27 protein-coding genes are annotated in these 25,145 nt (G+C 73.8%); 11 read left to right on the top strand and 16 right to left on the bottom strand.

Annotated elements, in window-relative coordinates:
- The first annotated feature begins 5 nt into the window (after nt 1–5).
- On the top strand, nt 6–1,481 hold the full coding sequence (locus BU52_RS26690) for a serine hydrolase domain-containing protein (protein WP_037938967.1): 1,476 nt from the start codon (nt 6–8) through the stop codon (nt 1,479–1,481).
- Here the strand turns inward: BU52_RS26690 and BU52_RS26685 are convergent.
- The 4 genes from BU52_RS26685 to BU52_RS36000 all read right to left on the bottom strand — a co-directional run bounded on the left by BU52_RS26685 (nt 1,440) and on the right by BU52_RS36000 (nt 5,116).
- Entirely contained in the window at nt 1,440–3,077 is a 1,638-nt protein-coding gene (locus BU52_RS26685; RefSeq protein ID WP_200881301.1) for a protein kinase domain-containing protein, read from the bottom strand. The two genes, BU52_RS26690 and BU52_RS26685, sit on opposite strands and share 42 nt — an antisense overlap.
- A 79-nt stretch (nt 3,078–3,156) precedes the next feature.
- Nucleotides 3,157–4,116 (bottom strand): threonine/serine dehydratase, encoded by a 960-nt coding sequence (locus tag BU52_RS26680; protein WP_037938964.1) that lies wholly within the window; start codon nt 4,114–4,116, stop codon nt 3,157–3,159.
- An 80-nt stretch (nt 4,117–4,196) separates the two neighbouring features.
- Complete coding sequence (locus BU52_RS26675; RefSeq protein WP_037938962.1) at nt 4,197–4,874, bottom strand: AIM24 family protein; 678 nt, start codon at nt 4,872–4,874, stop codon at nt 4,197–4,199.
- A 38-nt stretch (nt 4,875–4,912) separates the two neighbouring features.
- Nucleotides 4,913–5,116: a hypothetical protein gene (locus BU52_RS36000; protein WP_037938960.1), complete on the bottom strand. Its 204-nt coding sequence runs from the start codon at nt 5,114–5,116 to the stop codon at nt 4,913–4,915.
- A gap of 345 nt (nt 5,117–5,461) precedes the next feature.
- Between BU52_RS36000 and BU52_RS26665 the strand changes: the two genes are divergently transcribed.
- Nucleotides 5,462–6,334 (top strand): universal stress protein, encoded by an 873-nt coding sequence (locus tag BU52_RS26665; protein WP_037938957.1) that lies wholly within the window; start codon nt 5,462–5,464, stop codon nt 6,332–6,334.
- 22 nt (nt 6,335–6,356) lie between these two features.
- On the opposite strand, the gene BU52_RS26660 is transcribed toward BU52_RS26665, so the two are convergent.
- From BU52_RS26660 to BU52_RS26650, 3 genes are all read right to left on the bottom strand, one after another.
- Nucleotides 6,357–7,589 (bottom strand): DUF4032 domain-containing protein, encoded by a 1,233-nt coding sequence (locus BU52_RS26660; protein ID WP_037938954.1) that lies wholly within the window; start codon nt 7,587–7,589, stop codon nt 6,357–6,359.
- Between the two features lie 41 nt (nt 7,590–7,630).
- Nucleotides 7,631–8,377 (bottom strand): MBL fold metallo-hydrolase, encoded by a 747-nt coding sequence (locus BU52_RS26655; protein WP_037938952.1) that lies wholly within the window; start codon nt 8,375–8,377, stop codon nt 7,631–7,633.
- A 104-nt stretch (nt 8,378–8,481) separates the two neighbouring features.
- On the bottom strand, nt 8,482–9,120 hold the full coding sequence (locus tag BU52_RS26650; RefSeq protein ID WP_037938951.1) for an alpha-ketoglutarate-dependent dioxygenase AlkB: 639 nt from the start codon (nt 9,118–9,120) through the stop codon (nt 8,482–8,484).
- 123 nt (nt 9,121–9,243) lie between these two features.
- On the opposite strand from BU52_RS26650, the gene BU52_RS26645 reads away from it, so the two are divergent.
- Nucleotides 9,244–9,852 carry a TetR/AcrR family transcriptional regulator gene (locus tag BU52_RS26645; protein ID WP_037938950.1) on the top strand — a complete coding sequence of 203 codons (609 nt, stop codon included), beginning with the start codon at nt 9,244–9,246 and terminating at the stop codon, nt 9,850–9,852.
- A gap of 17 nt (nt 9,853–9,869) precedes the next feature.
- Complete coding sequence (locus BU52_RS26640) at nt 9,870–11,543, top strand: FAD-binding dehydrogenase (RefSeq protein WP_037938948.1); 1,674 nt, start codon at nt 9,870–9,872, stop codon at nt 11,541–11,543.
- A 17-nt stretch (nt 11,544–11,560) separates the two neighbouring features.
- Here the strand turns inward: BU52_RS26640 and BU52_RS26635 are convergent, their stop codons facing one another.
- Nucleotides 11,561–11,911: a DUF488 domain-containing protein gene (locus tag BU52_RS26635; RefSeq protein ID WP_037938946.1), complete on the bottom strand. Its 351-nt coding sequence runs from the start codon at nt 11,909–11,911 to the stop codon at nt 11,561–11,563.
- Between the two features lie 137 nt (nt 11,912–12,048).
- Here BU52_RS26635 and BU52_RS26630 point away from each other — a divergent pair, with 137 nt between their 5' ends.
- Nucleotides 12,049–12,498, top strand: coding sequence for a DUF6098 family protein (locus tag BU52_RS26630; protein WP_037938944.1), 450 nt, complete (start codon nt 12,049–12,051; stop codon nt 12,496–12,498).
- Nucleotides 12,499–12,520: 22 nt separating this feature from the next.
- Here the strand turns inward: BU52_RS26630 and BU52_RS26625 are convergent, their stop codons facing one another.
- The gene (locus tag BU52_RS26625) at nt 12,521–12,772 is read right to left on the bottom strand and encodes a WhiB family transcriptional regulator (protein ID WP_037938941.1); all 252 of its coding nucleotides are present in this window, start codon (nt 12,770–12,772) and stop codon (nt 12,521–12,523) included.
- A gap of 106 nt (nt 12,773–12,878) precedes the next feature.
- Entirely contained in the window at nt 12,879–14,099 is a 1,221-nt protein-coding gene (locus BU52_RS26620; protein WP_037938940.1) for a saccharopine dehydrogenase family protein, read from the bottom strand.
- Between the two features lie 133 nt (nt 14,100–14,232).
- Here BU52_RS26620 and BU52_RS26615 point away from each other — a divergent pair, with 133 nt between their 5' ends.
- The gene (locus BU52_RS26615) at nt 14,233–14,967 is read left to right on the top strand and encodes a TetR/AcrR family transcriptional regulator (protein ID WP_037938938.1); all 735 of its coding nucleotides are present in this window, start codon (nt 14,233–14,235) and stop codon (nt 14,965–14,967) included.
- On the opposite strand, the gene BU52_RS26610 is transcribed toward BU52_RS26615, so the two are convergent.
- Nucleotides 14,933–15,832: a LysR family transcriptional regulator ArgP gene (locus BU52_RS26610; protein WP_037938936.1), complete on the bottom strand. Its 900-nt coding sequence runs from the start codon at nt 15,830–15,832 to the stop codon at nt 14,933–14,935. The two genes, BU52_RS26615 and BU52_RS26610, sit on opposite strands and share 35 nt — an antisense overlap.
- A 66-nt stretch (nt 15,833–15,898) precedes the next feature.
- Here BU52_RS26610 and BU52_RS26605 point away from each other — a divergent pair, with 66 nt between their 5' ends.
- Nucleotides 15,899–16,516, top strand: a complete 618-nt coding sequence (locus BU52_RS26605) for a LysE/ArgO family amino acid transporter (RefSeq protein WP_037938935.1) — start codon at nt 15,899–15,901, stop codon at nt 16,514–16,516.
- Between the two features lie 24 nt (nt 16,517–16,540).
- On the opposite strand, the gene BU52_RS26600 is transcribed toward BU52_RS26605, so the two are convergent.
- The 3 genes from BU52_RS26600 to BU52_RS26590 form a co-directional block, all read right to left on the bottom strand.
- Nucleotides 16,541–16,996 (bottom strand): cyclic nucleotide-binding domain-containing protein, encoded by a 456-nt coding sequence (locus BU52_RS26600; protein WP_037938933.1) that lies wholly within the window; start codon nt 16,994–16,996, stop codon nt 16,541–16,543.
- A gap of 274 nt (nt 16,997–17,270) precedes the next feature.
- On the bottom strand, nt 17,271–18,758 hold the full coding sequence (locus BU52_RS37020; protein ID WP_037938931.1) for an aminotransferase class I/II-fold pyridoxal phosphate-dependent enzyme: 1,488 nt from the start codon (nt 18,756–18,758) through the stop codon (nt 17,271–17,273).
- 51 nt (nt 18,759–18,809) lie between these two features.
- Complete coding sequence (locus BU52_RS26590; protein WP_037938930.1) at nt 18,810–19,040, bottom strand: hypothetical protein; 231 nt, start codon at nt 19,038–19,040, stop codon at nt 18,810–18,812.
- A gap of 146 nt (nt 19,041–19,186) precedes the next feature.
- On the opposite strand from BU52_RS26590, the gene BU52_RS26585 reads away from it, so the two are divergent.
- The 4 genes from BU52_RS26585 (at nt 19,187) to BU52_RS26570 (ending at nt 21,419) form a co-directional block, all read left to right on the top strand.
- Complete coding sequence (locus BU52_RS26585) at nt 19,187–19,630, top strand: ATP-binding protein (RefSeq protein WP_037938927.1); 444 nt, start codon at nt 19,187–19,189, stop codon at nt 19,628–19,630.
- A 185-nt stretch (nt 19,631–19,815) separates the two neighbouring features.
- The gene (locus BU52_RS26580) at nt 19,816–20,679 is read left to right on the top strand and encodes a SigB/SigF/SigG family RNA polymerase sigma factor (protein ID WP_037938926.1); all 864 of its coding nucleotides are present in this window, start codon (nt 19,816–19,818) and stop codon (nt 20,677–20,679) included.
- A 40-nt stretch (nt 20,680–20,719) separates the two neighbouring features.
- The gene (locus tag BU52_RS26575) at nt 20,720–20,962 is read left to right on the top strand and encodes a DUF5133 domain-containing protein (RefSeq protein WP_037938923.1); all 243 of its coding nucleotides are present in this window, start codon (nt 20,720–20,722) and stop codon (nt 20,960–20,962) included.
- Nucleotides 20,963–20,990: 28 nt separating this feature from the next.
- Nucleotides 20,991–21,419, top strand: a complete 429-nt coding sequence (locus tag BU52_RS26570; RefSeq protein WP_037938918.1) for a hypothetical protein — start codon at nt 20,991–20,993, stop codon at nt 21,417–21,419.
- Nucleotides 21,420–21,446: 27 nt separating this feature from the next.
- Here the strand turns inward: BU52_RS26570 and BU52_RS26565 are convergent, their stop codons facing one another.
- Both BU52_RS26565 and BU52_RS26560 read right to left on the bottom strand, forming a co-directional pair.
- Nucleotides 21,447–23,678 carry an FUSC family protein gene (locus BU52_RS26565; protein WP_037938916.1) on the bottom strand — a complete coding sequence of 744 codons (2,232 nt, stop codon included), beginning with the start codon at nt 23,676–23,678 and terminating at the stop codon, nt 21,447–21,449.
- A gap of 79 nt (nt 23,679–23,757) precedes the next feature.
- Nucleotides 23,758–25,131: an NAD(P)/FAD-dependent oxidoreductase gene (locus BU52_RS26560; RefSeq protein ID WP_037938914.1), complete on the bottom strand. Its 1,374-nt coding sequence runs from the start codon at nt 25,129–25,131 to the stop codon at nt 23,758–23,760.
- Nucleotides 25,132–25,145 lie beyond the last annotated feature (14 nt).

Genomic DNA, 25,145 nt, shown 5'->3' with positions numbered 1-25,145 from the left:
GCCCCATGACTGCCCACGCCCTGCCCGCCTCCACCCCCGCCGCCCAGGGAGTCGACGCGTCCGGCGTCCACGCCTTCCTCGACGCCCTCGAGGCGGCCCCCGGCATCGAGCCGCACAGCCTGATGATCCTGCGCCACGGCCGGCTCGTCGCCTCCGGCTGGTGGGCGCCGTACACCGAGCGGCGCCCGCACCTGCTGTACTCGCTCAGCAAGAGCTTCACCGCGACCGCCGCCGCTCTCGCCGAGGGCGAGGGACTGATCGACTTCGACGCCCCGGTGCTGTCGTACTTCCCGGAGTTCGAGGCCGACATCACCGACCCGCGCAGCCGGGCGATGCTGGTCCGGCACGTGGCGTCGATGGCCAGCGGCCACGAGGGCGAGACCGTCGACGCGGCCTTCGGCGCCGACCCCGCCGAGCCGGTGCGCGGGTTCCTGCTGCAGCCGCCGCAGCGCGACCCGGGCACCGTCTTCGCGTACAACCAGCCGTGCACGTACACGCTCGGCGCGATCGTGCAGCGGGTCACCGGGCAGACGCTCACCGACTATCTGCGCCCCCGGCTGTTCGACCCGCTGGGCATCGGCGCGACGGTGTGGCAGCGGGACCGCACCGGGCGTGAGATCGGCTTCAGCGGACTGCACGCCACGACCGACGCCGTCGCGCGCCTCGGCCAGCTCTATCTGGACGACGGGGTCCGGCAGGGCGAGCGGCTGCTGCCCGAGGGCTGGGTCGCCCGCGCCTCCCGCCCGCACCTACCGACCGCCGGCGCCATGGGGGAGGGGGACCGGCGGGACTGGGACCGCGGCTACGGACACCAGTTCTGGATCTCCCGGCACGGGTACCGTGGCGACGGGGCGTACGGGCAGTTCTGCCTCGTCCTGCCCGAGCACGACGCGGTGATCGCCGCGACGACGGCCACCGAGCAGATGCAGGAGTACCTCGACCTTGTCTGGCGGCACCTCCTGCCGGCCTTCCACGCCGCGCCGCTGCCCGGCCGGGGGGACGCGGACACCGCCCTGCGCGAGCGCCTCGACGGGCTCGCCCTGCCCCCGGCCGGCGGCGGCCCCCTGCCCACGCACGGAGCCGGTGACTGGGCGGGCGCCGAGTTCACCCCGGAGGGCGGGGTCTGCGCCGACCAGCCGAAACTGACCGCGGCCGAGGTCAGGGCGGATGCCGGCGGCTGGGTCCTGCGCCTCACGGAGGACGGCGAGCCGTTCGAGGCGCGGTTCGACGGACAGGGGTGGACCGTCACCGAGCAGCCCGTCCCGGTCGCCGTGAGCGGCGGCCCGGCCGGCGGCACCCTCACCGTGGACGTGGTGTTCCTGGAGACGCCGCACCGTCTGAGGGTCGTGTGCTCCCTGGCCGACCGTACCTTCCGGGCCCGCTGGCTCACCCGCCCGCTGAACGAGTGGCCGCTGGGCAGGCTGCGTGCCCCGCGCGGCTCAGCCCGTGCCCGGACGGAACGTCCGCAGGAAGGTCCGTAACGCCTCACGGCTCGCGGGTTCCTCCCAGCCGGCGGCGGGGGTCGTCCAGCGCAGTGAGAAGCCGCGTCCGCCGCCCAGGAGGAAGCCGCGGCCGAAGGTGCGCAGCCGGGTGCCGTCGCTCTCGGTGTACCACTCCATGTCGGCGGCCTCGCGTCCCTGGTAGGTCCTCGCCACGATCGCGCCGATGCGCTCGTAGCCGCCGGACCGCTCCAGCGGCGGCTCCACGTCGTCCCGCCACACGGCGACGGCGTCCGTCCCCACGCGCTCGCTGTAGGTGACCGCGAGGGTGCGCGGATCCCCCTCGGCGCCGAAGGTCACGCGGTAGGCCGGGCCGGAGGCGCGTGAGGTGTCCAGCCGCTCCCAGCCGTCGGGCAGCGCCACGGAGAAGCCCTCCGGGGCCCGGTAGGTCCGGTAGCCGGGCGGGAGGCCACCGGTGCCCGACGGGGACGGGGCGGGCGCCGGCGGAGCGGTGGAGGGCGGGGACGCGTCCCGGCCGCCCGGGGCACGCCCGCCGCCCGGCGCCCCGGAGACCGCCGGCGCGGATGCCGGAGGCACGGAACCCGCCGGAGGGGACGCCGACACGGGCGGGGCGCCGGCGGCGGAGCCGGAGCCCGAGCCGGGCAGTCCCCGCGTCGCGGCGAGCACCGCGACCGCCACCGTGACGACGGCCAGCGAGGTGCCGAGGAGCAGGGTCCTCCCGCTCCGGCCCCGGCCCGCACGGCGCAGACCCGCGGTGTACCCGCCGCGCAGCCGGGGGCGGGGCACGGGCGCATGGACGGCGACCGGGTCCTCGCGCAGGACCCGGGTGAGGGCCTCCCGGACCACCTGGCGGGTCAGCCGCTCCCGCGCGTCCTTGCGCAGCAGCCCCTGGACGACCCGGGTGAGCGGCCCCGACCGCACCGGGCTGCGCAGCGGCAGCCGGTCCACCCCCCTCAGCGTGGCCCCGGGCCCGCCGCGGTCCCGGAACGGCGGGCGCCCCTCGAGCATCGTGTAGAGGATCGCGCCGAGCGCCCACAGGTCCGCGGCGGGACCGATCCGCTGATCGCGGGCCTGCTCCGGGGAGGCGTACGACGGGGCGGTGAGCCGCGGCGCCGACGTGCTCCCGGCCAGGCCGTACCCGGTGACGACGATGGGACCGTCCTCGCGCAGGAACACCTGGCCCGGACTGAGTTCGCCGTGCGTGACGGCCTCGGCGTGCGCGGCGTCCAGCACGTCGAGCAGCTCCAGCGCGATGCGCGCGGCCCGCACGTGGTTGAAGGTGCCCTGCTCGGCGAGGACCGCGTCCAGGGGCGTGCCGTCGATCCAGGCGGTGACGGTCCACAGGACGTCGTCCTCGCCGATCGTGTCGATCACGGTGGCGATCCGGCCCGGACACAGCCGGGCCACGGTCTCCGTGGCCCGCTGGACGCGTGAGGGGGCGCGGCGGGCGGCCTCACCGGCGTCCGGCGGCAGTTCGGTACGGGTGACCAGGCAGGGGCGGCCCGTCTGCAGGTCGTCGGCGTACCAGCTGACGAGATTGGTCTCACGACGGGTGATCTCGACCAGCCGGTACCGGCCGCCCACCGGCTGGTCTGTGGAGACGTGCGCCCTGCCCATGGCCATCCCTCGTCGAACCGCTGGATCCCGCTGTCCCCAGTGGTACGGGGGAGCGGGCGGGGTCCGTTCAACGGAGGGATCAGCGAAGTCCGAAGTGCTCCGTCCAGGCGATCATGTCGCCGGTGGTGGCGTTGCCGCCGCAGACCACCAGACCGAGCCGGGCCCCCTCGCCGACCCGGTCCAGCACCCGCCGCGCGGCGGGCAGCAGACAGCCGGCGGCCGGCTCCGCCCACACCTTGGCGTGGTCCGCGAGCTCGAGGGAACCCCGCACCGCTTCCCGGTCCGGCACCACCAGCACCTCGGTGACCAGCTCCGAGACGTGCCGGTACGTGAGCCGGGACACCGCGGGGGCGCTGAGCGTGGAGACGATCGAGGTCAGCCCCACCGGCACCGGGCCGCCGGCCGCCAGCGCCTCGGACATCGCCTGCGCACCCTCGGTCTCCACACCCCAGACGCGCACCCCGGGCCGCAGCGCCGACAGCGCCGCCGCGACACCGGCGATCAGTCCGCCGCCCCCGATGCTCACCAGTACGTCCGTGAGTTCCCCGGCGTCCGCGGCGAACTCCAGCCCCACGGTCCCCTGGCCGGCGATCACCACCGGGTCGTCGAAGGGATGCACCAGGGTCAGCCCTTCCTGCTGGAGCCGCGTCATGAGGGCGAAGGCGCCGTCCATGTCGTCGGTCACGTGCACCGAGGCGCCCGCGGACTCCGCGATCTCCACGGCCCGGACGGGCGCCGAACGCGGCATCACCACCGTGGCCTTCACGTCCAGGGCGGCGGCCATGACCGCCAGCGCGATCCCGTGGTTGCCGCCGCTCACCGCCACGACCCCGGCGGCCCGCTCGGCCTCGCTCAGCGACAGCAGCTTGGCCGCCGCGCCCCGCACCTTGAACGAACCGGTGCGCTGCAGCAGCTCCAGCTTCGCCGTGACCGGGGCGCCCAGCAGCGCCGACAGCCCGGGGCTCGGCACGGTCGGCGTCCGCACCACGTGCCCGGCGATCCGCCCGGCCGCGGTCTCGATGTCGGTGATCCCGATCACGACTGCCACCCTTCCGGCGCGGGGCGGTGATCCGCGCCGTGATCCACCCTGACGCGCGGGGCGGCCGGGGTCAACGACGTTCAGTGCTGCTGGACCCTGTGCGGTGTCGCCTCGCTGGGCCGGACCACGACGTGTCCCTCCCCCCGCAGCATCAGCTGCACGGCCTCACCCGATCCGCCGCGCAGCATCGAGCCGAGCGACTGCGAACGGTGCAGCGAGGTGTCCAGGCCCGCGGTCCAGCCGACGATCGCGTCCGTGTCCACATAGACAGGGGACCGCGGCGAAACGGGGATGACCAGCGGGTTCCCGTCGCACACCAGCCCCAGTCTGCCGTGCCCGGTGAAGACGCTGTTGAACAGGCCGCCGCCGGTGATGCCGGCGCCCTTCACGGTCGCGATGCGGTACGACAGCGAGGAGTCGAAGCACAGGACGTTGCGGCCGTTGACGGTGAACTCGTCACCGGGGTCGACCTCGACGATGAAACAGTTCTGCGCCTCGTGGGCGAACCAGGCCTCGCCCCGACCGCGCACCGCCATGAGGGGAAGCCCCTCGCCGGTCACCGCGCGCTTGAGCATGCCGCCCACGCCCTGGCCCTTGCGCTCGAACCGGAGGTCGCCGCGATGGGCGACCATCGCGCCCTGACGGGCGAGCATCTCACCGTCGACCGCGTAGCGGACGCACTTGGCGTTCTCGATCGTCATGCCGGAGGCCGTGGCCGGCTGCACCATGTGCTGACTGGAAAACAGGTCACCCTTCATGGGCGCATCCTCGCCCGGACTCCGGCCCTCCGCCAGGATCACGTACGGCCGGCACAGGCGCTCGGCCGCCGGCCGCCGAAGAGCTGGGTCCAGTCCGTGCCCGACCGGCCGCCGTCGCCGACCCGGAGCACGGGCGTGGGCAGGGCGGTGAGCGGGGTGCCGGGATCGGCGGGGCCGACCGCGACCGTGACCCGGGGTGGCGCCGGCGCGCAGCGCCGTCCGGTCCACGGTGACCGTGTCACGACACGTGGAAGGGGCCGGGCACCTGGACGGACACGGCGCCGCCCGGGAGGACCGGATCGCCGCCGGGGACCAACTCGCCCTTCACGACGCCCTGATGAAGTCGTCGTGCATGCGGACCTGGCGGGGGGTGTGTCCGGTCGGTGACGGGCGGGAGGCGCGGGTTCCCGCGTCCGGACCCGGCCGCCCAGCGGGCCGGCGACACGGTCCGCCCGCGGGCCCTCGGGCCGGAAGCCGAGGTGCGGCCACGGCGGCGTCCACCCCTGCCTGCTCCCACGTCGGAGCCGTGCGGGGGCGTAGGGAAGACTGGACCCCGCGCACTGGACACGAGCACCGGGAGGAACCGCATGACGCGCCCGATCACGGCAGGGATCGACGGAACCGAGGAGAGCCTCGCCGCGCTGACCTGGGCGGCGAGGGAGGCGGTCCGCCGGGGACTGCCGCTCAGGGTGGTGCACGCCTGGCGGTTCGAGGCCGGCGACGCGGTCGACGTGGGGGACAGAGCCACCCAGGAGCGGTGGGTGCGCGACTCGGTCGGTGGGGCGGCGCGCACCGTCCGTGAGCGTCACCCGGAGCTGGACGTGACGACGGACGTCCTGGAGGGCGACGCCGTGGAGACGCTGACCGGGGTCGCCGCCGACGCGGAGATGCTTGTCCTCGGCTCGCGCGGGCACGGCCCGATCATGGGCTTCCTGGTCGGTTCGGTCGGCCAGCAGGTGATCGTCGGGGCGGGCCGGCCGGTCGTGTTCGTCCGGGCCGGGGACCGGCCGTCCAACGAGGTGGCCGGGCACGAGATCGTGGTCGGGCAGCAGGGCGACCCGGAGGACAGTGCCGCCGCGCTCGCCTTCGCCTTCGAGACCGCCTCCCGGCGCGGGGCGACCGTGCGTGCCGTGCGGGCCTGGACCCTGCCGCCGGTGTTCGCCTACAGCCCCGCCTCGCTCCAGCTCCTCGACGAGGCCGGAGGTCTGGAGCCGTACGAGCGGAAGGCCCTGGCGGCGGCGCTCGCGCCGTGGCGGGAGCGCTACCCCGGCGTGCATGTGGTCGAGCACGTGGAGATGGGCAGCGCCGGCCAGGTGCTGCTGTCGGTGGCGGGCACCGCCCAGCTGATGGTCGTCGGCCGCCGCGCCCGCCGCACGGCCGTGGGCGCCCGGATCGGCTCGGTGGCCCACGGAGTCCTGCACCACGCGGGCTGCCCCGTGGCCGTGGTGCCGCCGGCCTGATCCGGACGGCACCGCCCGCGGGTCACTCGTCGGTCGGCTGGAGCGTCTCGCGCGCCTTCGGCAGGATGTTCCTGATGTAGTCCTCGACGGCCGTGTCGAGGCCGATGTCGTGCTGGGCCCGCTCGGACAGGTACCAGCGGTGCTCCAGCAGCTCGTGGTAGATCTCCGCGGCGTCCACCGGTCCGCGCAGCTCCGGCGGCACGGACCGCACGGTGGGCCGGAAGACCTCGCGCACCCAGCGGTGGGCGAGGACCTCCGGGCGGGCGCCCAGGGGGTCGCCCGGCGCGTAGTCGTCCTGGCTGGCCATCCAGCTCTCCAGGTCGTTCAGCAGCCGCCGGGCCTGGTTCTCCTCGGCGTCCAGGCCGGTCAGCCGCAGCAGCTGCCGCTGGTGGTGGCCGGCGTCGACGACCTTGGGCACGAAGGTGACCGTGTCGCCGTGGGAGGCGTGCTCGATCTGCATCTCGGCCACGTCGAATCCTAGGTCGTTCAGACGGCGGATGCGGCGCTCGATGTAGTGGTACTTGCCCGCAGGGTAGACGGAGGTGCGGGTCAGCTCCTGCCACAGGCCCTGGTAGCGGGCGCAGATCTCGGTGCCGAAGTCGATCGGGTCGACGGAGGGGTGCAGCGCCCCGGAGGCCTCCAGGTCGAGCAGCTCGCCGCTGATGTTGACCCGCGCGAGGTCGAGGTCGTACTCGCGCTGGCCGACGCTCAGCTCCGGGTGCAGGTCGCCGGTCTCGGCGTCCACGAGGTAGGCCGCGTAGGCGCCCGCGTCCCGCCGGAACAGCGTGTTGGACAGCGAACAGTCGCCCCAGGCGAATCCGGCCAGGTGCAGCCGCACCAGCAGCACGGCGAGCGCGTCCATCAGCCGGTGCATGGTCGCCGGGCGCAGCGTCGTCTCGAACATCGACCGGTAGGGCATCGAACCGCCGAGGTGCCGGGTGATGAGGACGCTCTCCAGCGGCTCCCCGGCGGGGTCGGTGCGGCCGGTGACCACGGCGAGCGGGTCGACCGCCGGGATGCCGATCCGGTCCAGGTCGCGCAGCAGCTCGTACTCGCGCAGCGCGGGCCGCTGGGCGAGTTCCTTCACCGCGATCACCTCCTCGCCGGCGCGCGCGTAGCGCACCACGTGCCGGGAGATGCCGCGCGGCAGCGGCACCAGGTACCTCTCGGGCCACTCCTCCAGCGGCAGATGCCACGGCAGTTCCAACAGGAGCGCCGGGTGCTCCGGGTTGGTGGCGTTGATCTGCAGTGCCATGGCTGCGGTGTCCTCGTCTCGCGGGTGATCGTCACCTCACCCTATTGCGCACGCTCCCGGGCCAGCCGGGCTGCGTCCCGCACCGGCCCCCGGTGCAGCGGGCCGTGGCCGGGCAGCAGCAGGTCGCCGTCCAGCTCCGCGAGGACGTCCAGCGAGGCCAGGGCGGTGGCGCGCTCGTGGTGGAACATGTCGGTCAGCATCTGCGGTCCCCCGGTCCGCGAGGTGGGGTGACCGCTCACCAGGGCGTCGCCGGACACCACCACCCCGAGGCCGGGGAGATGGAAGGCGCAGTGCCCGGTGGTGTGGCCGGGCGTGTGCACGGGCACGGGCCCGCCGGGCAGGTCGAGCGGGCCCGGCCCCGGGAACGGCTCCGGCGCGGTGACCGCCACGTTCGCCGTGCCGCCGGTGCGCAGCGCGTGCGCCGCCCAGGGCAGCACGCCGGGCCGCCAGCCGTTGCGCAGCACCTGCCCGACGGTCACCTGGTGCAGGAAGTCGCGCCGGGCGTGCGGGACTTCGGCCGTGTGGGCGTACACGGGCGTGCCGTACGCGGCGCGCAGGTACTCGGCGGAGCCCAGGTGGTCGTTGTGGGCGTGGGTGATCAGCACGGCCGTCACGGCCTCCGGTGAACTCCCCACCTCGGCCAGGGAGGCGAGCAGCCCTTCGCGGTCACCGGGGTATCCGGTGTCGATCAGCGTGACGGCGTCCCCCTCGGTGAGGATCACCCAGTTGGTGTTCGCGCCGTGCACCAGACAGGTGCCGTCCGTGACGTGCCGCACTGTTGCCCGCATGACCGTCCCGCGTCCGAGTCGCCTGTGTCCGAGAGAAGGAAAGCAGATCACGGCGCGGGGCGGGCGGCGGGTCCGGGCGCGCGGGAAGACGGGTTCCCGGCCGGTCAGTTCACCCCGCGCGGGCGGAACTGGACGCTGATGCGCGGCCCGGCGGCACGGGTGCTCTTGGGTACGGAGTGCTCCCACGTGCGCTGGCACGAGCCGCCCATCACGATGAGGTCACCGTGCCCGAGCGGCCGGCGTACGGTGTCGCCGCCGCCCACGGGCCGCAGCAGCAGGTCCCGCGGCGCGCCCACGGAGAGGATGGCGACCATCGTGTCCTCGCGTGCGCCCCGGCCGATCCGGTCGCCGTGCCAGGCGACGCTGTCCCGGCCGTCGCGGTAGTAGCACAGCCCGGCCGTGGCGAACGGCTCGCCCAGCTCATCGGCGTAGTGCGCGCTCAGCGCCTCGCGCGCCTCGGCCAGCACCGGGTGCGGCAGCGGGTCGCCCACGCGGTAGGAGGACAGCAGCCGGGGCACGGCGACGACCTGGTCGTACATCTGGCGCCGTTCCGCCCGCCAGGGGACCTCCGCGGCCAGCACCTCGAAGAGGGCGTCGGAACCGCCGAGCCATCCCGGCAGGACGTCGATCCAGGCGTCCCGGCCCAGCTCGGTGCGGCGCAGCCCGTCGAGCGGGCCGAGTCGCAGCTCGTCGGCCTGGTCGAACAGGGATCCCTGGAGCGCCGGGGGGTGGTGCGTGCTCATGTGTCCAGCGTAGACCCTGATTCGAAAACATGTTCTAGATCGCGGGGTGAGGTTCGCTTCTCCCGGCCCTGTTCGATACACCGCTGTATCGGATACGTTCCTGTATCGCGGAGGAGGGCGGTCATGGCGGTGGACGGCACGGCGGGGCGCGTGACCAGGCGGCGCCTTCGTACGCGCGCCAGGCTGCTGGACGCCGCGTTCACCGTGTTCGCCGCCAAGGGCTTCGGGCACGTCTCGATCGAGGAGGTCTGCGAGGCCGCCGGCTACACCAGAGGCGCCTTCTACTCCAATTTCGCCGGTCTGGACGAGCTGTTCTTCGCCCTGTACGCGCAGCGCGCGGAGCTGATCGCGGAACAGGTGTCCGGCGCCCTCGCCCAGGACGGCCCCGACCTCGACGTCGCGGCCGCCGTCGACCGCGTCACCGACGTCCTGCTGCTCGACCGCGACTGGCTGCTCGTCAAGACCGACTTCCTGGTGCACGCCGCCCGCGACCCGGACGTCGCACGCGGTCTGCTGGAGCACCGGGCGCGGCTGCGGCGGGCCGTCGCCGGTCGGCTGGCCAGGGCCCGGGGACACACCGTGCTGCCCGCCGTGTTCGGCGACGCCGAGGACGCCGCGCACGCCGTGGTCGCCGCCTACGACGGCGTCACCACCCAACTGCTGCTGGACCGGGACGCCGAGGGCGCCCGGGCCTGGCTGAGACAACTGCTCACCGCGCTGCTCACCGCATGAAGGAAGGGACGGTCGCCATGGATGCCGACGTCATCGTCGTCGGAGCGGGCCTCGCGGGCCTGGTCGCGGCCCACGAGCTGACCGCCAGGGGCCGCAGGGTCGCCCTGGTCGACCAGGAGAACGCCGCCAACCTCGGCGGCCAGGCCTTCTGGTCCTTCGGCGGGCTGTTCCTGGTGGGCTCACCGGAGCAGCGGCGCCTGGGCATCAAGGACTCCTTCGACCTCGCCTGGAACGACTGGCAGGGCAGCGCGGGGTTCGACCGGCTCGACGACGAGGACACCTGGGCCGTGCGCTGGGCGCGGGCCTACGTCGAGTGGGCGGCGGGGGAGAAGCGGTCCTGGCTCGCCGGCCACGGCATCACGTTCCTGCCGACCGTCGGCTGGGCGGAGCGCGGCGACCTGCGCGCGGACGGCCACGGCAACACCGTGCCCCGCTTCCACATCGCCTGGGGCACCGGCACCGGCGTCGTCGAGCCGTTCGTCCGCTACGCCCGGCAGGCCTCCCGCGACGGGCTGCTGACGTTCCACCACCGTCACCGGGTCGACGAACTCGTCGTCGGGAACGGGAGCGCGCACGGGGTGCGCGGCACCGTGCTGGCCGAGGACGACTCGCCGCGCGGCGTCGCCTCCAGCCGCGAGGAGACCGGCGCGTTCGAGCTCACCGCCCAGGCCGTGATCGTCACCAGCGGCGGCATCGGCGCCGACCACGACATCGTCCGCCGGTACTGGCCCGAGCGGCTGGGCACCCCGCCGCGCGAGATGGTCACCGGCGTCCCCGCCTACGTCGACGGGCGCATGCTGGACATCAGCGCCCGCGCGGGTGTGCGGCTGGTCAACCGGGACCGCATGTGGCACTACACCGAGGGCCTGCGGAACTGGGACCCGGTCTGGCCGGGGCACGGCATCCGCATCCTGCCCGGACCGTCCTCCCTGTGGTTCGACGCCCTCGGCCGCAGGCTGCCCGAGCCCTGTCTGCCCGGCTACGACACCCTCGGCACGCTGAAGCACCTGCGCACCACCGGGGACCTCGCCGGCCACGACCACTCCTGGTTCATCCTCACCCAGAAGATCATCGAGAAGGAGTTCGCACTCTCGGGCTCCGAGCAGAACCCCGACATCACGGCGAAGGACCGCGCCGGATTCCTCCGCGAACGTGTGCTCGGCAAGGGTGCCCCCGGCCCCGTGGACGCCTTCCTGCGCAACGGCGCGGACTTCGTGACCGCCCTGACCGTCGAACAGCTCGTCGAGAAGATGAACGCCCTCACCGACGAGCCCCTCCTGGACGCGGCCGTCGTGCGGCGGCAGATCGAGGCCCGCGACCTGCAACTGGCCAACGCCTACAGCAAGGACGCCCAGATCCAGGGCATCCGCAACGCGCGCCGCTACATCGGCGACCGGCTGGGCCGGGTCGCCGCCCCGCACCGCATCCTCGACCCGGCGGCGGGCCCGCTGATCGGCGTCAAGCTGCACATCCTCACCCGCAAGACCCTCGGCGGCATCCAGACCGACCTGGACTCCCGCGCGCTCGGCGCCGACGGCCGGCCCGTCGAGGGGCTGTACGCGGCCGGCGAGGTGGCGGGCTTCGGCGGTGGCGGCGTCCACGGATACAACGCCCTGGAGGGCACCTTCCTCGGCGGCTGCCTCTTCTCGGGGCGGGCGGCGGGACGGGCGGCCGCCGGGCAGACCGCGTAGGCGGGGCGGTCCGCCCCTCAGCCGGCGAGGAGGCGGGCCAGCACCGCGGCGTGGCTGTGCCCGGTGTCCTTGGACGCGGTCAGCAGCGTCACCGGGCCCTTCGCGGCCAGTTCCCGTACGTGGTCCAGGAGTTCGGCCGCCTCAGGTGCGGCCAGCTCCGCCTCGTACCGCTCACGGAACTCCTCGTACGAGCCGCCGTCCGCGTGGTACCAGCGGCGCAGCTCCGTCGACGGCGTCAGCGCCTTGGGCCACTCGTCCACCTGTGCCGCCTCCTTGGCCAGACCCCGGGGCCACAGCCGGTCGACCAGGACACGGACGCCGTCGTCCGGCTCGGGCGCCTCATGGACACGGCGCACGCGCACGCTCATGGTCTGCCCCTTCCGGTCGTGTCCCGCGAGCCTACTGCGGTGCGCGGGGCCGGGCACGGCGAGTGCGCCGGCCGGATTCCCGCCCGCCGCGCGGGTACGTGGACCGCCTGGGAACGTGGTGGTCAGGGAGGTGGCTCATGGACGCGACGGACGATCTGCCGGTCCTCGGCACGCTCGCCGGTCTCACCGCGCTGGTCGAGCGCGACCGGGGGCTGTACGTCCGCTGGTCCCGGGGCCCGGCGGCCGATCTGCGCGCCGTGTCCAGCACCGACGAACTCACGGGCGTGGCCATGCCCGGCCTCTCCGCCAACCCGCTCGACGTCGAGGAGTGGTGGCGGGACCGGCCGGTGGACCTGTGGGTGGCGCGCAGACTGTACGACTACGAGCACCTGCCACGGGAGAAGGGACCCGGCATCCGGCCCTGGGCGCTCAAGGGCCGGGAGACGGGCCGGGGTCCCGACAACGAGCCGCTGGTCACCGACGTCCGCCCGCTGTGCTGGATCGGCCCCGGCGCGATCGAGGAGGCGCAGCGCCAAGTGGCCCGCCAGGGCAATCCCTGGGGGCCACTGCGCCGGACGGGCCGCTGAGCGCGGTGCGGGGCTCGCCGCGCTATCCGGACGAACGGCGGGCGGCGATGCGCCTCTTCAGCGCCCGCCGTTCCGTCTCGTTCGTGCCGCCCCACACTCCGATGGACTGCCCCGTCTCCAGCGCCCATTGCAGGCACTGCTCCTGCACGGGGCAGCGTCGGCACACCGCCTTGGCCTGTTCCGCCTGCATGAGGGCGGGTCCTGAGGTGCCGATCGGGAAGAAGAGGTCGGGATCCTCGGTCCTGCAGGCCGCAATGTTCCGCCAGTTGTCCATCGAAAGTCACCTGCGATCGGAGTCGGTACACATCCTTTCCGGATGTCTTGCTCCTCTTCGGGTCACCTGCCGGGCCGCGGTGAAACAAGGGACCGCGTGGGTGCGGTCACTGTTCGCGCAGCCCCCACGGCGAGCCGTAAGCGGTCAGCAGGTCCAGGAACGGACCCGCGGGGAACGCCTCGGGGCCGAGGACGCCCGTGCCCGACCAGGCGCCGGTGGCGAGCAGTTCGAGGGCGACGACGGGGTTGACGGCGGTCTGCCACACCACGGCCTGACAGCCGTACTCCGTCATGGACCACTGGTTGTCGACCACGTGGTAGAGGTACACCTCGCGCGGCGCCCCGTCCTTCACGCCCCGCACCCAGGTACCGGCGCAGGTCTTGCCGTGCATCCGCTCGCCGAGTGCGGCGGGGTCGGGCAGACAGGCCGCGACGACGTCCCGGGGGGAGACCCGCACCGGCCCGCCGGGACCGGGCACGGTCACCGGTTCGGTGCGGTCCAGGCCCAGCAGGTGCAGCGTCCTGAGCGTGTCGATGAACTCGCGGCCCAGGCCGTACTTGAAGGTGACCCGGCGCGCGTCGACCCAGCGCGGGACCAGCAGCACCTCCTCGTGCTCGACGTTCACGCACTCCACCGGGCCGATGCCCTCGGGAAAGTCGAACACCTCCGGCTCGCTGAACGGGGCGGTGGTGAACCAGCCGCGGTCCGCCTCGTAGACCACGGGCGGGTTGAGGCACTCCTCGATGGTGGTCCAGATGCTGAAGGACGGGGCGAAGTCATGACCGTCCACCGTGAGGTTCGCGCCGTCGCGGACGCCGATCTCCTCGATCACGTCGAACAGTTCGTCGGCGGCGTACCGGGCGAACACGTCCGACAGGCCGGGCTCCACGCCCATGCCGACCAGGGCCAGCGCACCGGCCTTCTCCCAGGCGCCGGCCTGCGCGAACTGCTCGTCGCCGAGCTTGACCCCGCACTCCTCGTACGGCCGTTCGGCGTGCGGCCGGGACAGGGACATCGCCATGTCGACATAGGTGGCGCCGGCGTCCCGCGCGGCACGGAACAGGGGCATCACGAAGCGCGGGTCCGTGGCATTGAGCAGGACGTCGCAGCGGTGCCGTTCGAGCAGCGCGCCGACCCCGTCCTCGTCCGCGGCGTCCACGCGCTCGGCACGGAAACGGGCACCGTCCGCGCCGAGCGCGGTGACCGCCGCCTCGGCCCGGGCCGGGTCGTGGTCGGCCACGACCATGTGCTCGAAGAACGGCCGTCGCGCCGCGATCCGGGTGACGGCGGTACCCACCCCGCCGGCTCCCACGAGCAGTACACGCATGACGGAGCACTCCCTTTCGTCGTCGTCGGTCCCCGTGGACCGATCCGTGTGCGGGGCCCCTGCCGGGAGATACAACGCCGCGCGGCGACGTAAGGTCAATGGCGTTGGCATAAGGCGGCGGGAGGAGACGGCGATGCCGAAACGCGTGGTCCCCGAGGAGCGGCGGCGGCGCCGCAGGCCGACCAGGAGCGGCCGGGTGCTGTCCGGGACGCTGATCGTCGAGACCGCGCTGCGGCTGCTGCACGAGCACGGCAGCGCGGGGCTGACGGCCCGGAGGCTGGGACTCGCCCTGGACTGCGACCCCAGCACCCTGTACCGCTACTTCCGCGGCATGGACGAGCTGACCCTCGCCATCGGGGACGCGCTGATCGGCCGGGCGCTGCGCGGCTGGCGCCCGACCGGGCAGTGGCGCGAGGACCTGCGGGCCATCGGACTGCGCATCCACGCCGCCTATCTGGCGCACCCGCAGGCGGCGGTCCTCACGGCGAGCCGGGTCTCCGGACGCGCGAACGAGCTCGCCGCCGACGAAGCGGTGCTGGAGGTCCTGCGCACGGCGGGCTTCGCCCTGCCGGACACGGTGCGTGTCTACCACGCGTTCATCGACACCACCCTGGCCTTCGCCGCACTCGACGCCGCGTCCCTGGCGCTGCCCGGAGCCGCGCGGCGCGCCGACGAGGACGTGTGGCGCTCGACCTACGCCCGCCTTCCCGCCGAGACCCATCCCCGTATCGCCGAGGCCGCCGCGCTCCTGGCCACCCGCATGGTCACCAGCGCCTATCCGACGGCCCTGGACATGCTCCTGGCCAGTGCCGGGAGCGCCCTGCCGGGCGGAGTCAGCGGTGCAGCGCCTCCGCCGCCGTCCGCGTGACCGCCTCGGTCACCGCCGCCAGGGCGGGGGAGTCCAGCTTCCACTGCTGCCAGTACAGGGGCGCGTCGACCTCGCGGTCCGGGGCGAACACCGTGAGGCGGCCGGCGCGGAGCAGGGGCTCCGCCTGGACATCCGGGACCATGCCCCAGCCGAGGCCGGCGGCGACCGCCTCGGCGAAACCCTCCGAGGTCGGTACGTAGTGCCGCCGTACGCCCGCCTGGGCGCGTCCGCGCGTGAGCCGGCGCACGAAGCCGTCCTGGAAGTCGTCCCGCCGGTCGAAGACGACCACCGGCGCCTCGGGCAGCACCTCCCGCAGCGGACCGGCGAGATGCTCCGCGGCGAACCGCGGGTGTGCCACGGGGAGGTAGCGCATCCGCCCCAGGTGCCGCACGGAGCAGCCCGGCACCGGGTCCGGTGACGAGGTCACCGCGGCCATCACGGTCCCCTCCCGCAACAGGGCCGCCGTGTGGGCCTCGTCCTCCCGGCGCAGTTCGAAGCAGAGCCGTGCCCGCGGCGGCAACCGGGTGAGGGCCCCGAGGAACCACGTCGCCAGCGAGTCCGCGTTGACCGCCACCGACACCCTGGTCGGCTCGCCGGCTCCGCTCAGCCCCAGCTCGGCGTACGCGTCGCGTTCCAGCCGGGCCACCTGGCGGGCCAGCCGCACCAGCACCTCGCCCGACTCGGTCGGCCGCACCGGCTTGGTGCGCAGCAGCAGCACCCGGCCCGTGCGCTGCTCCAGCGCCTTCACCCGCTGGCTCACCGCCGAGGGCGTCACGTGCAGCGCGGCGGCCGCGGCGTCGAAGGTTCCCTCGTCCACCACCGAGAGAAGGGTGCGCACCTGGTCCAGCGGAAGGTCTGTCGTCACGACGGCTAAGGGTACGTAAGAATCCTTAGCTGTACTGCACGCAAGGGGCACCGTAGCGTCCTGGGCATGACCAGCTCGCTCGCCACCGCCGCCGCCGGTTTCGGCACCGGCCTCTCCCTCATCGTCGCCATCGGCGCCCAGAACGCCTTCGTCCTGCGTCAGGGCATCCGCAGGGAGGCCGTGCTCGCCGTCGTCGGGATCTGCGCCCTGTCCGACGCGGCGCTCATCGCCCTGGGCGTCGGCGGCGTCGGAGCGGTGGTCGTGGCGTGGCCCGGGGCGCTGACGGCCGTCGGCTGGATCGGCGGCGCGTTCCTGCTCGGGTACGGCGCCCTGGCCGCCCGCCGGGTGTTCCGTCCGGGCGCCGCCGGGCTGCGGGCGGAGGGCGGGGCGGCGGGCTCCCGCCGCCGGGCCGTGCTCACCTGCCTCGCGATGACCTGGCTCAACCCGCACGTCTACCTCGACACGGTGTTCCTGCTGGGCTCGGTCGCGGCCGACCACGGCCCGCTGCGCTGGACCTTCGGTCTCGGCGCCGTGCTGGCCAGCCTCTGCTGGTTCGCCGCGCTCGGCTTCGGCGCCCGCCTGCTGAGCCGCTTCCTGGCCCGTCCGGCGGCCTGGCGCGTGCTCGACGGACTGGTCGCCGCCACCATGATCGTCCTCGGGGCGACGCTCGTCGCGGGGGCCTGAGGCCCCGGGCCTCAGGCCGCCCGGCTACACCACCCCGCGCCGGTTCATCGCGTACTGCTCCAGCAGCTTGCCGCGTGTGGTCTCCAGCCGGTGGGCGAGGATCTCGGCGACCTTGCGCACCAGCATCAGCCCCAGCCGGGGGTCCTCCTCGCACAGCCGGTGCACGGCCGCCGCGTCGAACTCGTAGGCGCGCACGGGGCTGAAGGCGACGGCGCCGAAGTCCCACCGGTACGGCGGGAACAGCCACGACCAGCCCAGCAGGTCACCCGCGCCGAGGCCGGCGACCGTGGCCCGGCGCAGATCGTCCACCCGCTGGTCCAGCGAGACCGCGCCGGAGCGGATCACCCAGAAGCGGTCGGCTGTCCCGCCCGCCTCGGAGATTCGGGTGTCCTCCGGGAAGGACACCTCGCGCGCCAACTCCATCAGGCGCGCGCGTTGTGGAGGGGGAAGGGCGGTCAGGAGTTTGATCGCTTTGGTCATGGCGCGGGGCTCCTCGCCGGGCAATCGGATCCGGTGCTTTCCCTACGTTCATTTCAGCCGCTGCCGCCGTTCGGGGCACCTCGGCGGCCGGGGAGACGTCCGCATCCGGCCGCCCGGCCCGCACGGGCATGAAAAAGCCCTGGCTGGACGGGGGAAGCCAGCCAGGGCCGTGAGCGGTGGTGTCCGGAGGACGGGGGGTCGACTCCGTCACCACGTATGAATGAACGATAAACCATTCAGAGGGCGGTCGGGTAATCGGGGCACGTGACCTGTTTCACCGTTCCCCGCCGGCACGCTCGTCCACGACCCGGACCGTGTCCAGGGCGGGATCCGACGGATCGGGCAGGTACATGCCCGCGGTCAGCCCCGTGCGCAGATAGCGCAGCACGGGTTCGGTGAGCCGTTCGCCCGGCAGGACGGCCGGGATCCCGGGCGGATACGGAGTGATCATCTCTGCGGCGATCCGCCCGGCTGCCCGCGCCACCGGAACGTCGTCGGTGGGGCCGAAGAACGCGTCCCGCGGCAGCATCGCCTGCTCCATCCGCAGCTCGCCCGGCCGCGGCACGTCCACCCGCGGCGCGGCGGGCAGGTTCCGGGCCGCCCGGCCCAGGTCCCGCAACGCCGACAGCAGCTCGCCCGCGGTCTCCCGGTCGTCGCCGTGGGTGATCTGCGCCCCGATCCGGCGGTGGTCGACCAGATGCGCGACGATGCCGCGGTTCCGGCGGAGCCAGTCCGCCGCCTGGTAACCCGTGACGCCGAGCTCCTCGACGTCGATGACGCAGGGCAGCGGGTCGAAGTCGTCCGCCAGCTCCGGGCCGCAGAAGTCGTCCCGGTCGTTGGCGTGCATCCCGTCGATCTCCTCGACCGCGGCGCGGACGTCGGCCGCGAGCTCCAGCGCCGCCCCCATCAGCTCCTTGCCGCGCAGGGCCATCTGCCGCCGCCAGCCGTCCAGCCCCGCGAAGATCAGCACCGACGGACTGGTCGTCCCCAGCAGGTCGGCCCGCATGCCCAGCAGTGCGGGCGTCACCAGATCGCCCCGCAGATGGAACACGGAGCCCTGCTCCAGGCCGCTGCCCATCTTGTGGATGCTGGTGACGCAGATGTCGGCGCCCGCGTCCATCGCCCAGGACGGAAGATCGGGGTGGAAGGGCAGGTGCGCGCCCCACGCCTCGTCCACGATCAGCGGAAGCGACCGCCGGTGGCACACCTCGGCGATCGCCTGCAGGCCGGCGGCGGCGCCGTACGGTGTCGGGCTGGTCACCAGCGCGCCGCGGGCGTCCGGGTGGGCCTCGAAGGCCCGGTCGAAGTCCACGGCCGACGGGGGGTGCGCGACGTGGCGTTCCGCGTCCCACCGCGGCTCCACCCACACCGGCTCGATCCCGGACAGGATCAGCCCCGACACCACCGACTTGTGCGCGTCGCGCCCGATCAGCAGCTTCTCGTGCGGGCCCGCGACCGACAGCATCGCCGCCTTGACCGACAGGGAGCTGCCGCACGTGCTGAAGAACGTGTGGTCGGCGTGCACCGCGTCGGCCATCAGCTCCTGGGCCCTCTGCAGTACCCGGCCCCGGGTGAGCCGGTCGTCGAGACCGCCCGTCGCCAGCACGTCGCCCAGGAACACGGAGTCCCCGAGCACCTCGCGCACCGCGGGATCCGCTCCCCGGGCCTGCTTGTGGCCCGGCGGGGTGAAGCTCAGCCGCCCCTCGCGGTGGTAGTCCTCCAGTGCTTCCAGAACCGGCGCCCGGCTGTGATCGACCGTCATGGGCCGCCGGGTTCCCGGACCGGCCGGTGCCATGCCGCGCGCCCCGGCCGCTCACCCCTCCGCCGTGTGCCTGCCCGGCGTCAGGATCTCCTCCAGCACCCGCACGACCACCCCGTAGGCCACGCCGCGCACCTCGGCGTCGCGCGCGGCGCCCGGATCGCCGGAGTCCTCCCGTGCCCGCTCGTCACCGCGCGCCCGCCAGGCCCGCTCCTCCTGAGCGGCCCAGGCCCTGGCCCGCTGGATGCGCCGCAGCAGTTCGTCCGAGTCCACCACATCGGTCATACGGCACCGCGTACCCCCGTGCGCCGGACGAATGACAGGGGAGCGGGATGTGGCCGGGAGGTTTGCCCGTACCGGGACAGGTGAGCCGAAAAAGGAAGTACGAGGCGTTCACCAGTGACCATGCGTGACCGAAGAGGAGCCGCGGTATGCCTGAGGAGAACATCATCGAACCCGTTTTCGAGCCGCCCGGCACGCGCCGCGCGGGGCCACCGCTCCCCTCCCGTCCGGCCGAGGTGCGCGAGGCCGTGACGCGGGCGGTGTCCGAACGCTGCCGCGCCACCCACACCGCCTGCGACACCGACGCCCTGGCGGACGCCCTGCTCGTCGCCTCCGAGCTGACCACCAACGCGATCCTCCACGGCGGGGGAGTGACCGACTTCCGGGTCGACGTCAGCGGGCCCGGGGTACGGCTGTCCGTGAGCGACCGCAGCGACGAGCTGCCCGTCGTGGTGCAGCGCACCGACCAGCGGGGACGCAGCCGTCCGGGCGGCCACGGCTGGCCCATCGTGTGCCGGCTGTCCAGGGACGTCCGGGTGTCCGACCTGCCCGCCGGAGGCAAGTGCATCACCGCGGTCGTGCCCCTGGCCTGAGCCTCCGGCGAATTCCGCCGAAGAAGCGGAGTTTGTTCCGCCGGGCTGGGGGCAATCGGAGGTTCGTGCTTCGGACCGGAGGCGCGCCAGCGGGATCGGTACGTCCGCTGAGGACCCTCCGGGTGTCCCGGCGGCGCCCGTCCCGCGGTAGTCCCCCTGCAACCACCGTTCGGGAGCGAAACCGCATGCTCATTGACACGTCCGCCCCTCGTCCCGGCTCCTCCGACGCGACGGCCGCCCCGCCGCGCCGGCGGCACGACGACGCCCCCGACACCGCCGCCCTCTTCGCGCGGCTCGCCTCCCTGGAGGAGGGCCCCGAGCGGGACGCGGTCCGCGACGAGCTCGCGACCGCGTGGCTGCCCATGGCCCACCGCATCGCGGGCCGCTTCCGTGACCGCGGCGAGTCCATCGAGGACCTGCGGCAGGTCGCCGCCCTCGGCCTGGTCAAGGCCATCGACCGGTTCGACCCGAGCCGGGGCGCCTTCGAGAGCTACGCCGTCCCCACCATCACCGGCGAGGTCAAGCGGCACTTCCGCGACCGGATGTGGGCCCTGCGCGTGCCCCGCCGCGTCCAGGAGCTGCGGAACAAGGTGCGGGTGGCACGGCGAGAGCTCACCCAGAACCCCGGCACACCGGAGCCGTCCATCGAGGACATCGCGGCCCACACCGGGCTGACCGAGGAAGAGGTCGGAGCCGGGATGGAGGCGCTGGAGAGCTTCAGCACGCTGTCGCTGGACGCCGAACTGTCCTCCGACGACGACGGCTACAGCCTCGCCGACACCCTCGGCGCCGCGGACACCTCGTACGACGTCGTGGTCGACCGCGAGTCCGCCAAGGAAGGGCTGCGCCGCCTGCCGGAGCGCGAGCGCGCCATCCTCTACATGCGTTTCTTCGAGGACATGACCCAGAGCCGCATCGCCGACCGCCTGGGAATCTCCCAGATGCACGTCTCCCGCCTCATCAGCCGCAGCTGCGCCCGGGTGCGCGCCGACGTGATGGGACAGCGGAAGGGCCCGCGCGGCACCGGCGGACACTCGGCGACGGCGTGAACCGCGCCCGCCCGGACCAGACTGCGAGAAAGCGAAACTCATGCTGAAGCCCCACCCCACCGTGCTGCGCCGCCTCGTCGAGGAGTACGAGGCCCTGATGGCCACCGGAACAGCGACCGGCGACGGACCCGTCGTCGCGGACCCGCGCGTCGGTGACCTGGCGTACACCCTGTGCGTGTCGACCGGCACCCGTGACGTGCGGACCGCGCTCGCCACCGCGCACCGCTGGCTTGCGGCCGAGGAGACGGACGTGCGGCAGGCCGCCCGTCCGGCCGCCGTATGACTCGCCGGGTGCGGGGAACCCGTCAGCGATGAGCGAATCCGAGATTCCCCCGGAAGGCCGGCCCGTGGACGTCTACCTCGACCTCCTGCGCGTACGGATGGACACCGAGGACTACCGGCTTCTGCTTCGTGTGGTGGAGCCGGTCCTCGAGGCGATCGACGAACACCGCCTCTCGGGTGTCGACCTCGCGCTGGACGGCGGCGACGAGGAACTGCCGCAGGAGGTCCGCGACGAGGCCGCCCTCGTCATCGCCACCGCCGTCACCGGCCGCCTGGACAACGAGGTGGTCGAGCTGGAGGTCGACGAGACCGGACCGGTCCGGGTGGTCACCGACGCGGCGACCGCGGCGGACCCGTCGCGACTGGGCGAGATCGCCGACCTCATCAGGGACCGCCACCGCCAGAACGAGGAGCTGCGCGGCATCGCCGAGGCCAGCGGCCTGCCGACGGACTTCTGATCCGCCCGTGCCGTCCGTCCGGTCGCGTCAGCGGCCGGACGCCGACACGGGTACCCGCAGCGGACGGGCGAGGCCGGCCACGGCCTCGTCGAGGCGTTCCAGGTGGCGCAGGACCCGGCCGGTGATGCGGCCGTAGCGGGTGGTGCCGTCGTCTCCCAGGAGGGACGCGATGCTCGGGCCCGTCTCGACGGGCCCGCCCTCGTGCCCGTCCTCGACGCGGGCCGCGATCGCCTTGATGTTGCGCACCGTGCGCCCCGCCGCTCCGCGCAGCCGGGGGTCCGCCGCGATCGAGGGATGGGTCGGCAGCAGCTCGGCGGTGGCCGCCAGCGACCGCGCGTGGTACGCGCAGGTCTCCAGCAGCGCCACCACATAGCGCGCGTTCGTCCGCCGGGCCCGCAACGGCGTGACCGGGTGGGTCAGGGGCTGGGTGGCGGAGCGCAGATCACCCAGCGCCTGGTCCAGCTCCCGCGCCTTGTCCAGCAGGTCGTCGGCGGACCCGCCGCTCAGCTGCCCCACGGCGGCCTCGGTGACGTCGCCGAGCCGTTCCAGTACGGTGACCAGCAGCTCGTTGGTGCGCCTGTCGGTGTTCACCGGCAGGACCAGTGCCGCCGCGACCACCCCGCAGGCCGCGCCCAGCGCCGTCTCCTCCAGACGCAGCACCAGCACCTCCCAGCTGTAGGTGTGCAGCAGGGTGTAGAGCAGCCCCAGCATCGCGGTCACGAAGAACGACATCAGCGTGTAGGACAGCGGTGCCGTGTAGAACATCAGGAAGATCAGCACCAGCACCAGCAGGAACGCCGCCGGAGTGTGGCCGCCCACCACGGCGGCCAGCGCGATGCCCGCGGCGACACCGAACACCGTGCCCAGGAGCCGCCGGTAGCCCTTGACCAGGATCTCGCCGGTCGAGGCCGTGTTGATGAAGACGATCCAGCAGGTCAGCACCGCCCAGTACCAGCGGTCCGTGGACAGCAGCTCGCCGCCGACGATGGCCAGCGTCGACCCCACGGCCACCTGCACGGCGGCGCGCGTGGTGGGCCGCTGCAGCCCCCTCTGCGGTTCCGCCTCCGCGGTCTCCTCACCGGCGATGGCGGCGTCCTCCGCGTCGAGCTCCTCCCGGGACATGGCCGTCGCCGGGCTGTCGTCCGACTCGTCCTGCGGACCGTCCAGGGCGACGCGCAGGCCCATCACGGCGCGGGCCGTCTCGCCGACGGCCCGGAACACGTCCTGCACGGCCGGCGAGGCGGGCGGCAGGTTCTCCTCGTCCCGGTAGGCGAGCAGCCGGTTGCGCATCCCGGCCACGGCCGTCCCCGCCGCCCCCGTCCACACCACCAGCGCGCGCAGCGCGAGCAGGTCCCGGCGCAGCCGGTCGGTGGCCTCCTCGGGTCCGGGCAGCCGGCCGACCTCCGGGGCGGGGGCACCGGGCAGATGCAGGGTGAGGGTGTCCGCCCGTTCGGCGCTGCGGGCGGACAGCAGCAGCAGACCGAGCCGCTCGGCGGCGATCTCGGCGTCCGCGATCCGGCGCTGCACCAGCCGCGCCGCCGACTCGTCGGGTGTGCCCTCCTCGAGCCGGGTCTGGATCATCAGGGCGGTCTCGTGCAGCCGGGCGTTGCCCACCCGCACCTCCTCCAGCGCCTTGTCCACGTCCCCGGGCCCGGCGTCGAGCAGCGCCAGCTGGGCGGAGACCAGCTGGGCCAGCCGGGCCCGGAAGGCCTGGCGCAGCCGCTCCAGCAGACCGGTGGGGGTCACCGGGACGACGGCGAACCGCACCAGCGCGCTGCTCGCGAACGCCACCGTCATGGCGGCCCACAGCCCCGGCAGCTGAGCCGCGGAGGCACCGACGAACAGGGACACGAAGTAGACCTGGAAGCCGATCAGCCCGAGTCCGGTCCCGCGGTCGCCGAACCGGCGGCCGTAGACCGCGCAGAAGATCAGGACGACGAAGAAGGCGTCCCCGACGACCGTCCGCTCACTGAGCACCGCCCCCAGCGACACCGACACCAGCGCGACCGGCAGCCCGAGCGCCAGAGTGACCGCCTGGGCGCCGCGCTGCCGCTCACGGATGGCGAAGGTGGCGACCATCGCGGTCATGGCCCCCGTCACCAGACGGGTGACACCGAACCCCAGTGAGGCGAGCACGGCCAGCGTCAACGCGATGGCCCCCACCGTCCGCAGCCCGGCCGTCAGCCGCAGCAGACCGGGGTCGGACGCCGCCAGGTGGTCCCGCAGCCGCGTCCGGCCCGGACGTCCCGCCGCTTTCACTCCGCCGTACCCTCCCCCGTCGCACACTCCGGGCCGGATCCCCGCGCCGCACGGCGCGGGCCGCCCCCCGTCCCGCGGGTCACCGAGCCGCCCGGCCCGCTTCCTCGACGTGCGCCCGGACCTGCTCCGGTGTCAGATAGGCGTCGAGGTACTCGAAGTCCCGCAGGTTGCCGGGCCGGTGCGCCTGGAACCCGGTCCGCACGAAGTCGTCACCGGCGACCGCGTTCAGCAGCCAGTCGGTCAGCACCCGGGTCTTGGCGACGTTGGTGCGCAGCGCCGACCAGTGGTAGCCGCGAGCCACCGCCTGGGCGGGCAGACCGTGCAGCTCGAAGCCGAGCGGCTTGGACACGGCGTCCTTGCCACCGAGATCCACCACGAGCCCGAGGTCCCTGTGGACGTACGGCCGCGTCGGCCGGCCCCGCAGGGTCGCGATGACGTTCTCGGCGACGTGCCGGCCCTGCCGGAGCGCGTGCTGCGCGGTCGGCGGGCACACGGCGCCGTCGCCCTTGGCGACGTCGGGCACGGCGGCCGAGTCGCCGAGCGCGAACACCCCGTCGTGGCCCGGCAGGCACATGTCCGCGTTGACCGCGAGCCGCCCCCGGACGGTCTCCGCGCCGAGCGTGGCGATGAGCGGACTGGCGACGACCCCGGCGGTCCAGATCAGCGTGCGGGTGGGCACCACCCGGCCGTCGGTGAAGGTGACCTCCTCGGCGCTCGCCTTCCCGACGGACACCCCCAGCGAGATCTCGATGCCGCGCCGGGTCAGGATCTCGTGCGCGCTGCGCCCGAGCTTCTCGCCGAGCTCCGGCATGAGCTTGGGCGCGATGTCGATCAGGTGCCACTTGATCAGGCCCGGGTCCAGCCGGGGGTAGCGCTTGACGGCGGCGTGCGTCAGCCGCTGGAGACAGGCGGCGGTCTCCGTGCCCGCGTAACCGCCGCCGACCACCACGAACTGCAGTCGCGAGGCCCGCTCGGCCGGGTCGTGACTGGCGTCGGCCAGGTCCAGCTGGGAGATGACGTGGTCGCGGAGGTAGGCGGCCTCGGCCAGCGACTTCAGTCCGAAGGCGTGGTCCGTCAGCCCCGGGATGTCGAAGGTGCGGGTGACACTGCCGGGGGCCAGCACGATGTAGTCGTAGGGCTGGTCGACGATCTCGCCGTTGACGCTGCGGATGACACAGACCTTGGCCCTCAGGTCCACGCCGATGGCCCCGCCCGGGATGATGCGGGTGCGGTACTTCTCGCTGCGGCGCAGGGAGAGCGCGACCGACTGCGGGGTCAGCACGCCGGAGGCGACCTGGGGGAGCAGGGGCAGATAGAGCTGGTAGGAGAACGGCGTCACCAGGGTGAGGTCGGCCTCGTCCGGGGCGAGCCTGCGCTCCAGCCGCCGTACGCACTCCACGCCGGCGAAGCCCGCGCCCACCACGAGAATCCTGGGTCGTGTCACGGTGTCCATCCCTTCCTGCGGAT

The organism is Streptomyces toyocaensis (genome assembly GCF_000725125.1).
GTDB classification, from domain to species: domain Bacteria; phylum Actinomycetota; class Actinomycetes; order Streptomycetales; family Streptomycetaceae; genus Streptomyces; species Streptomyces toyocaensis.
This window is presented reverse-complemented; position numbering and strand designations above follow the sequence as displayed.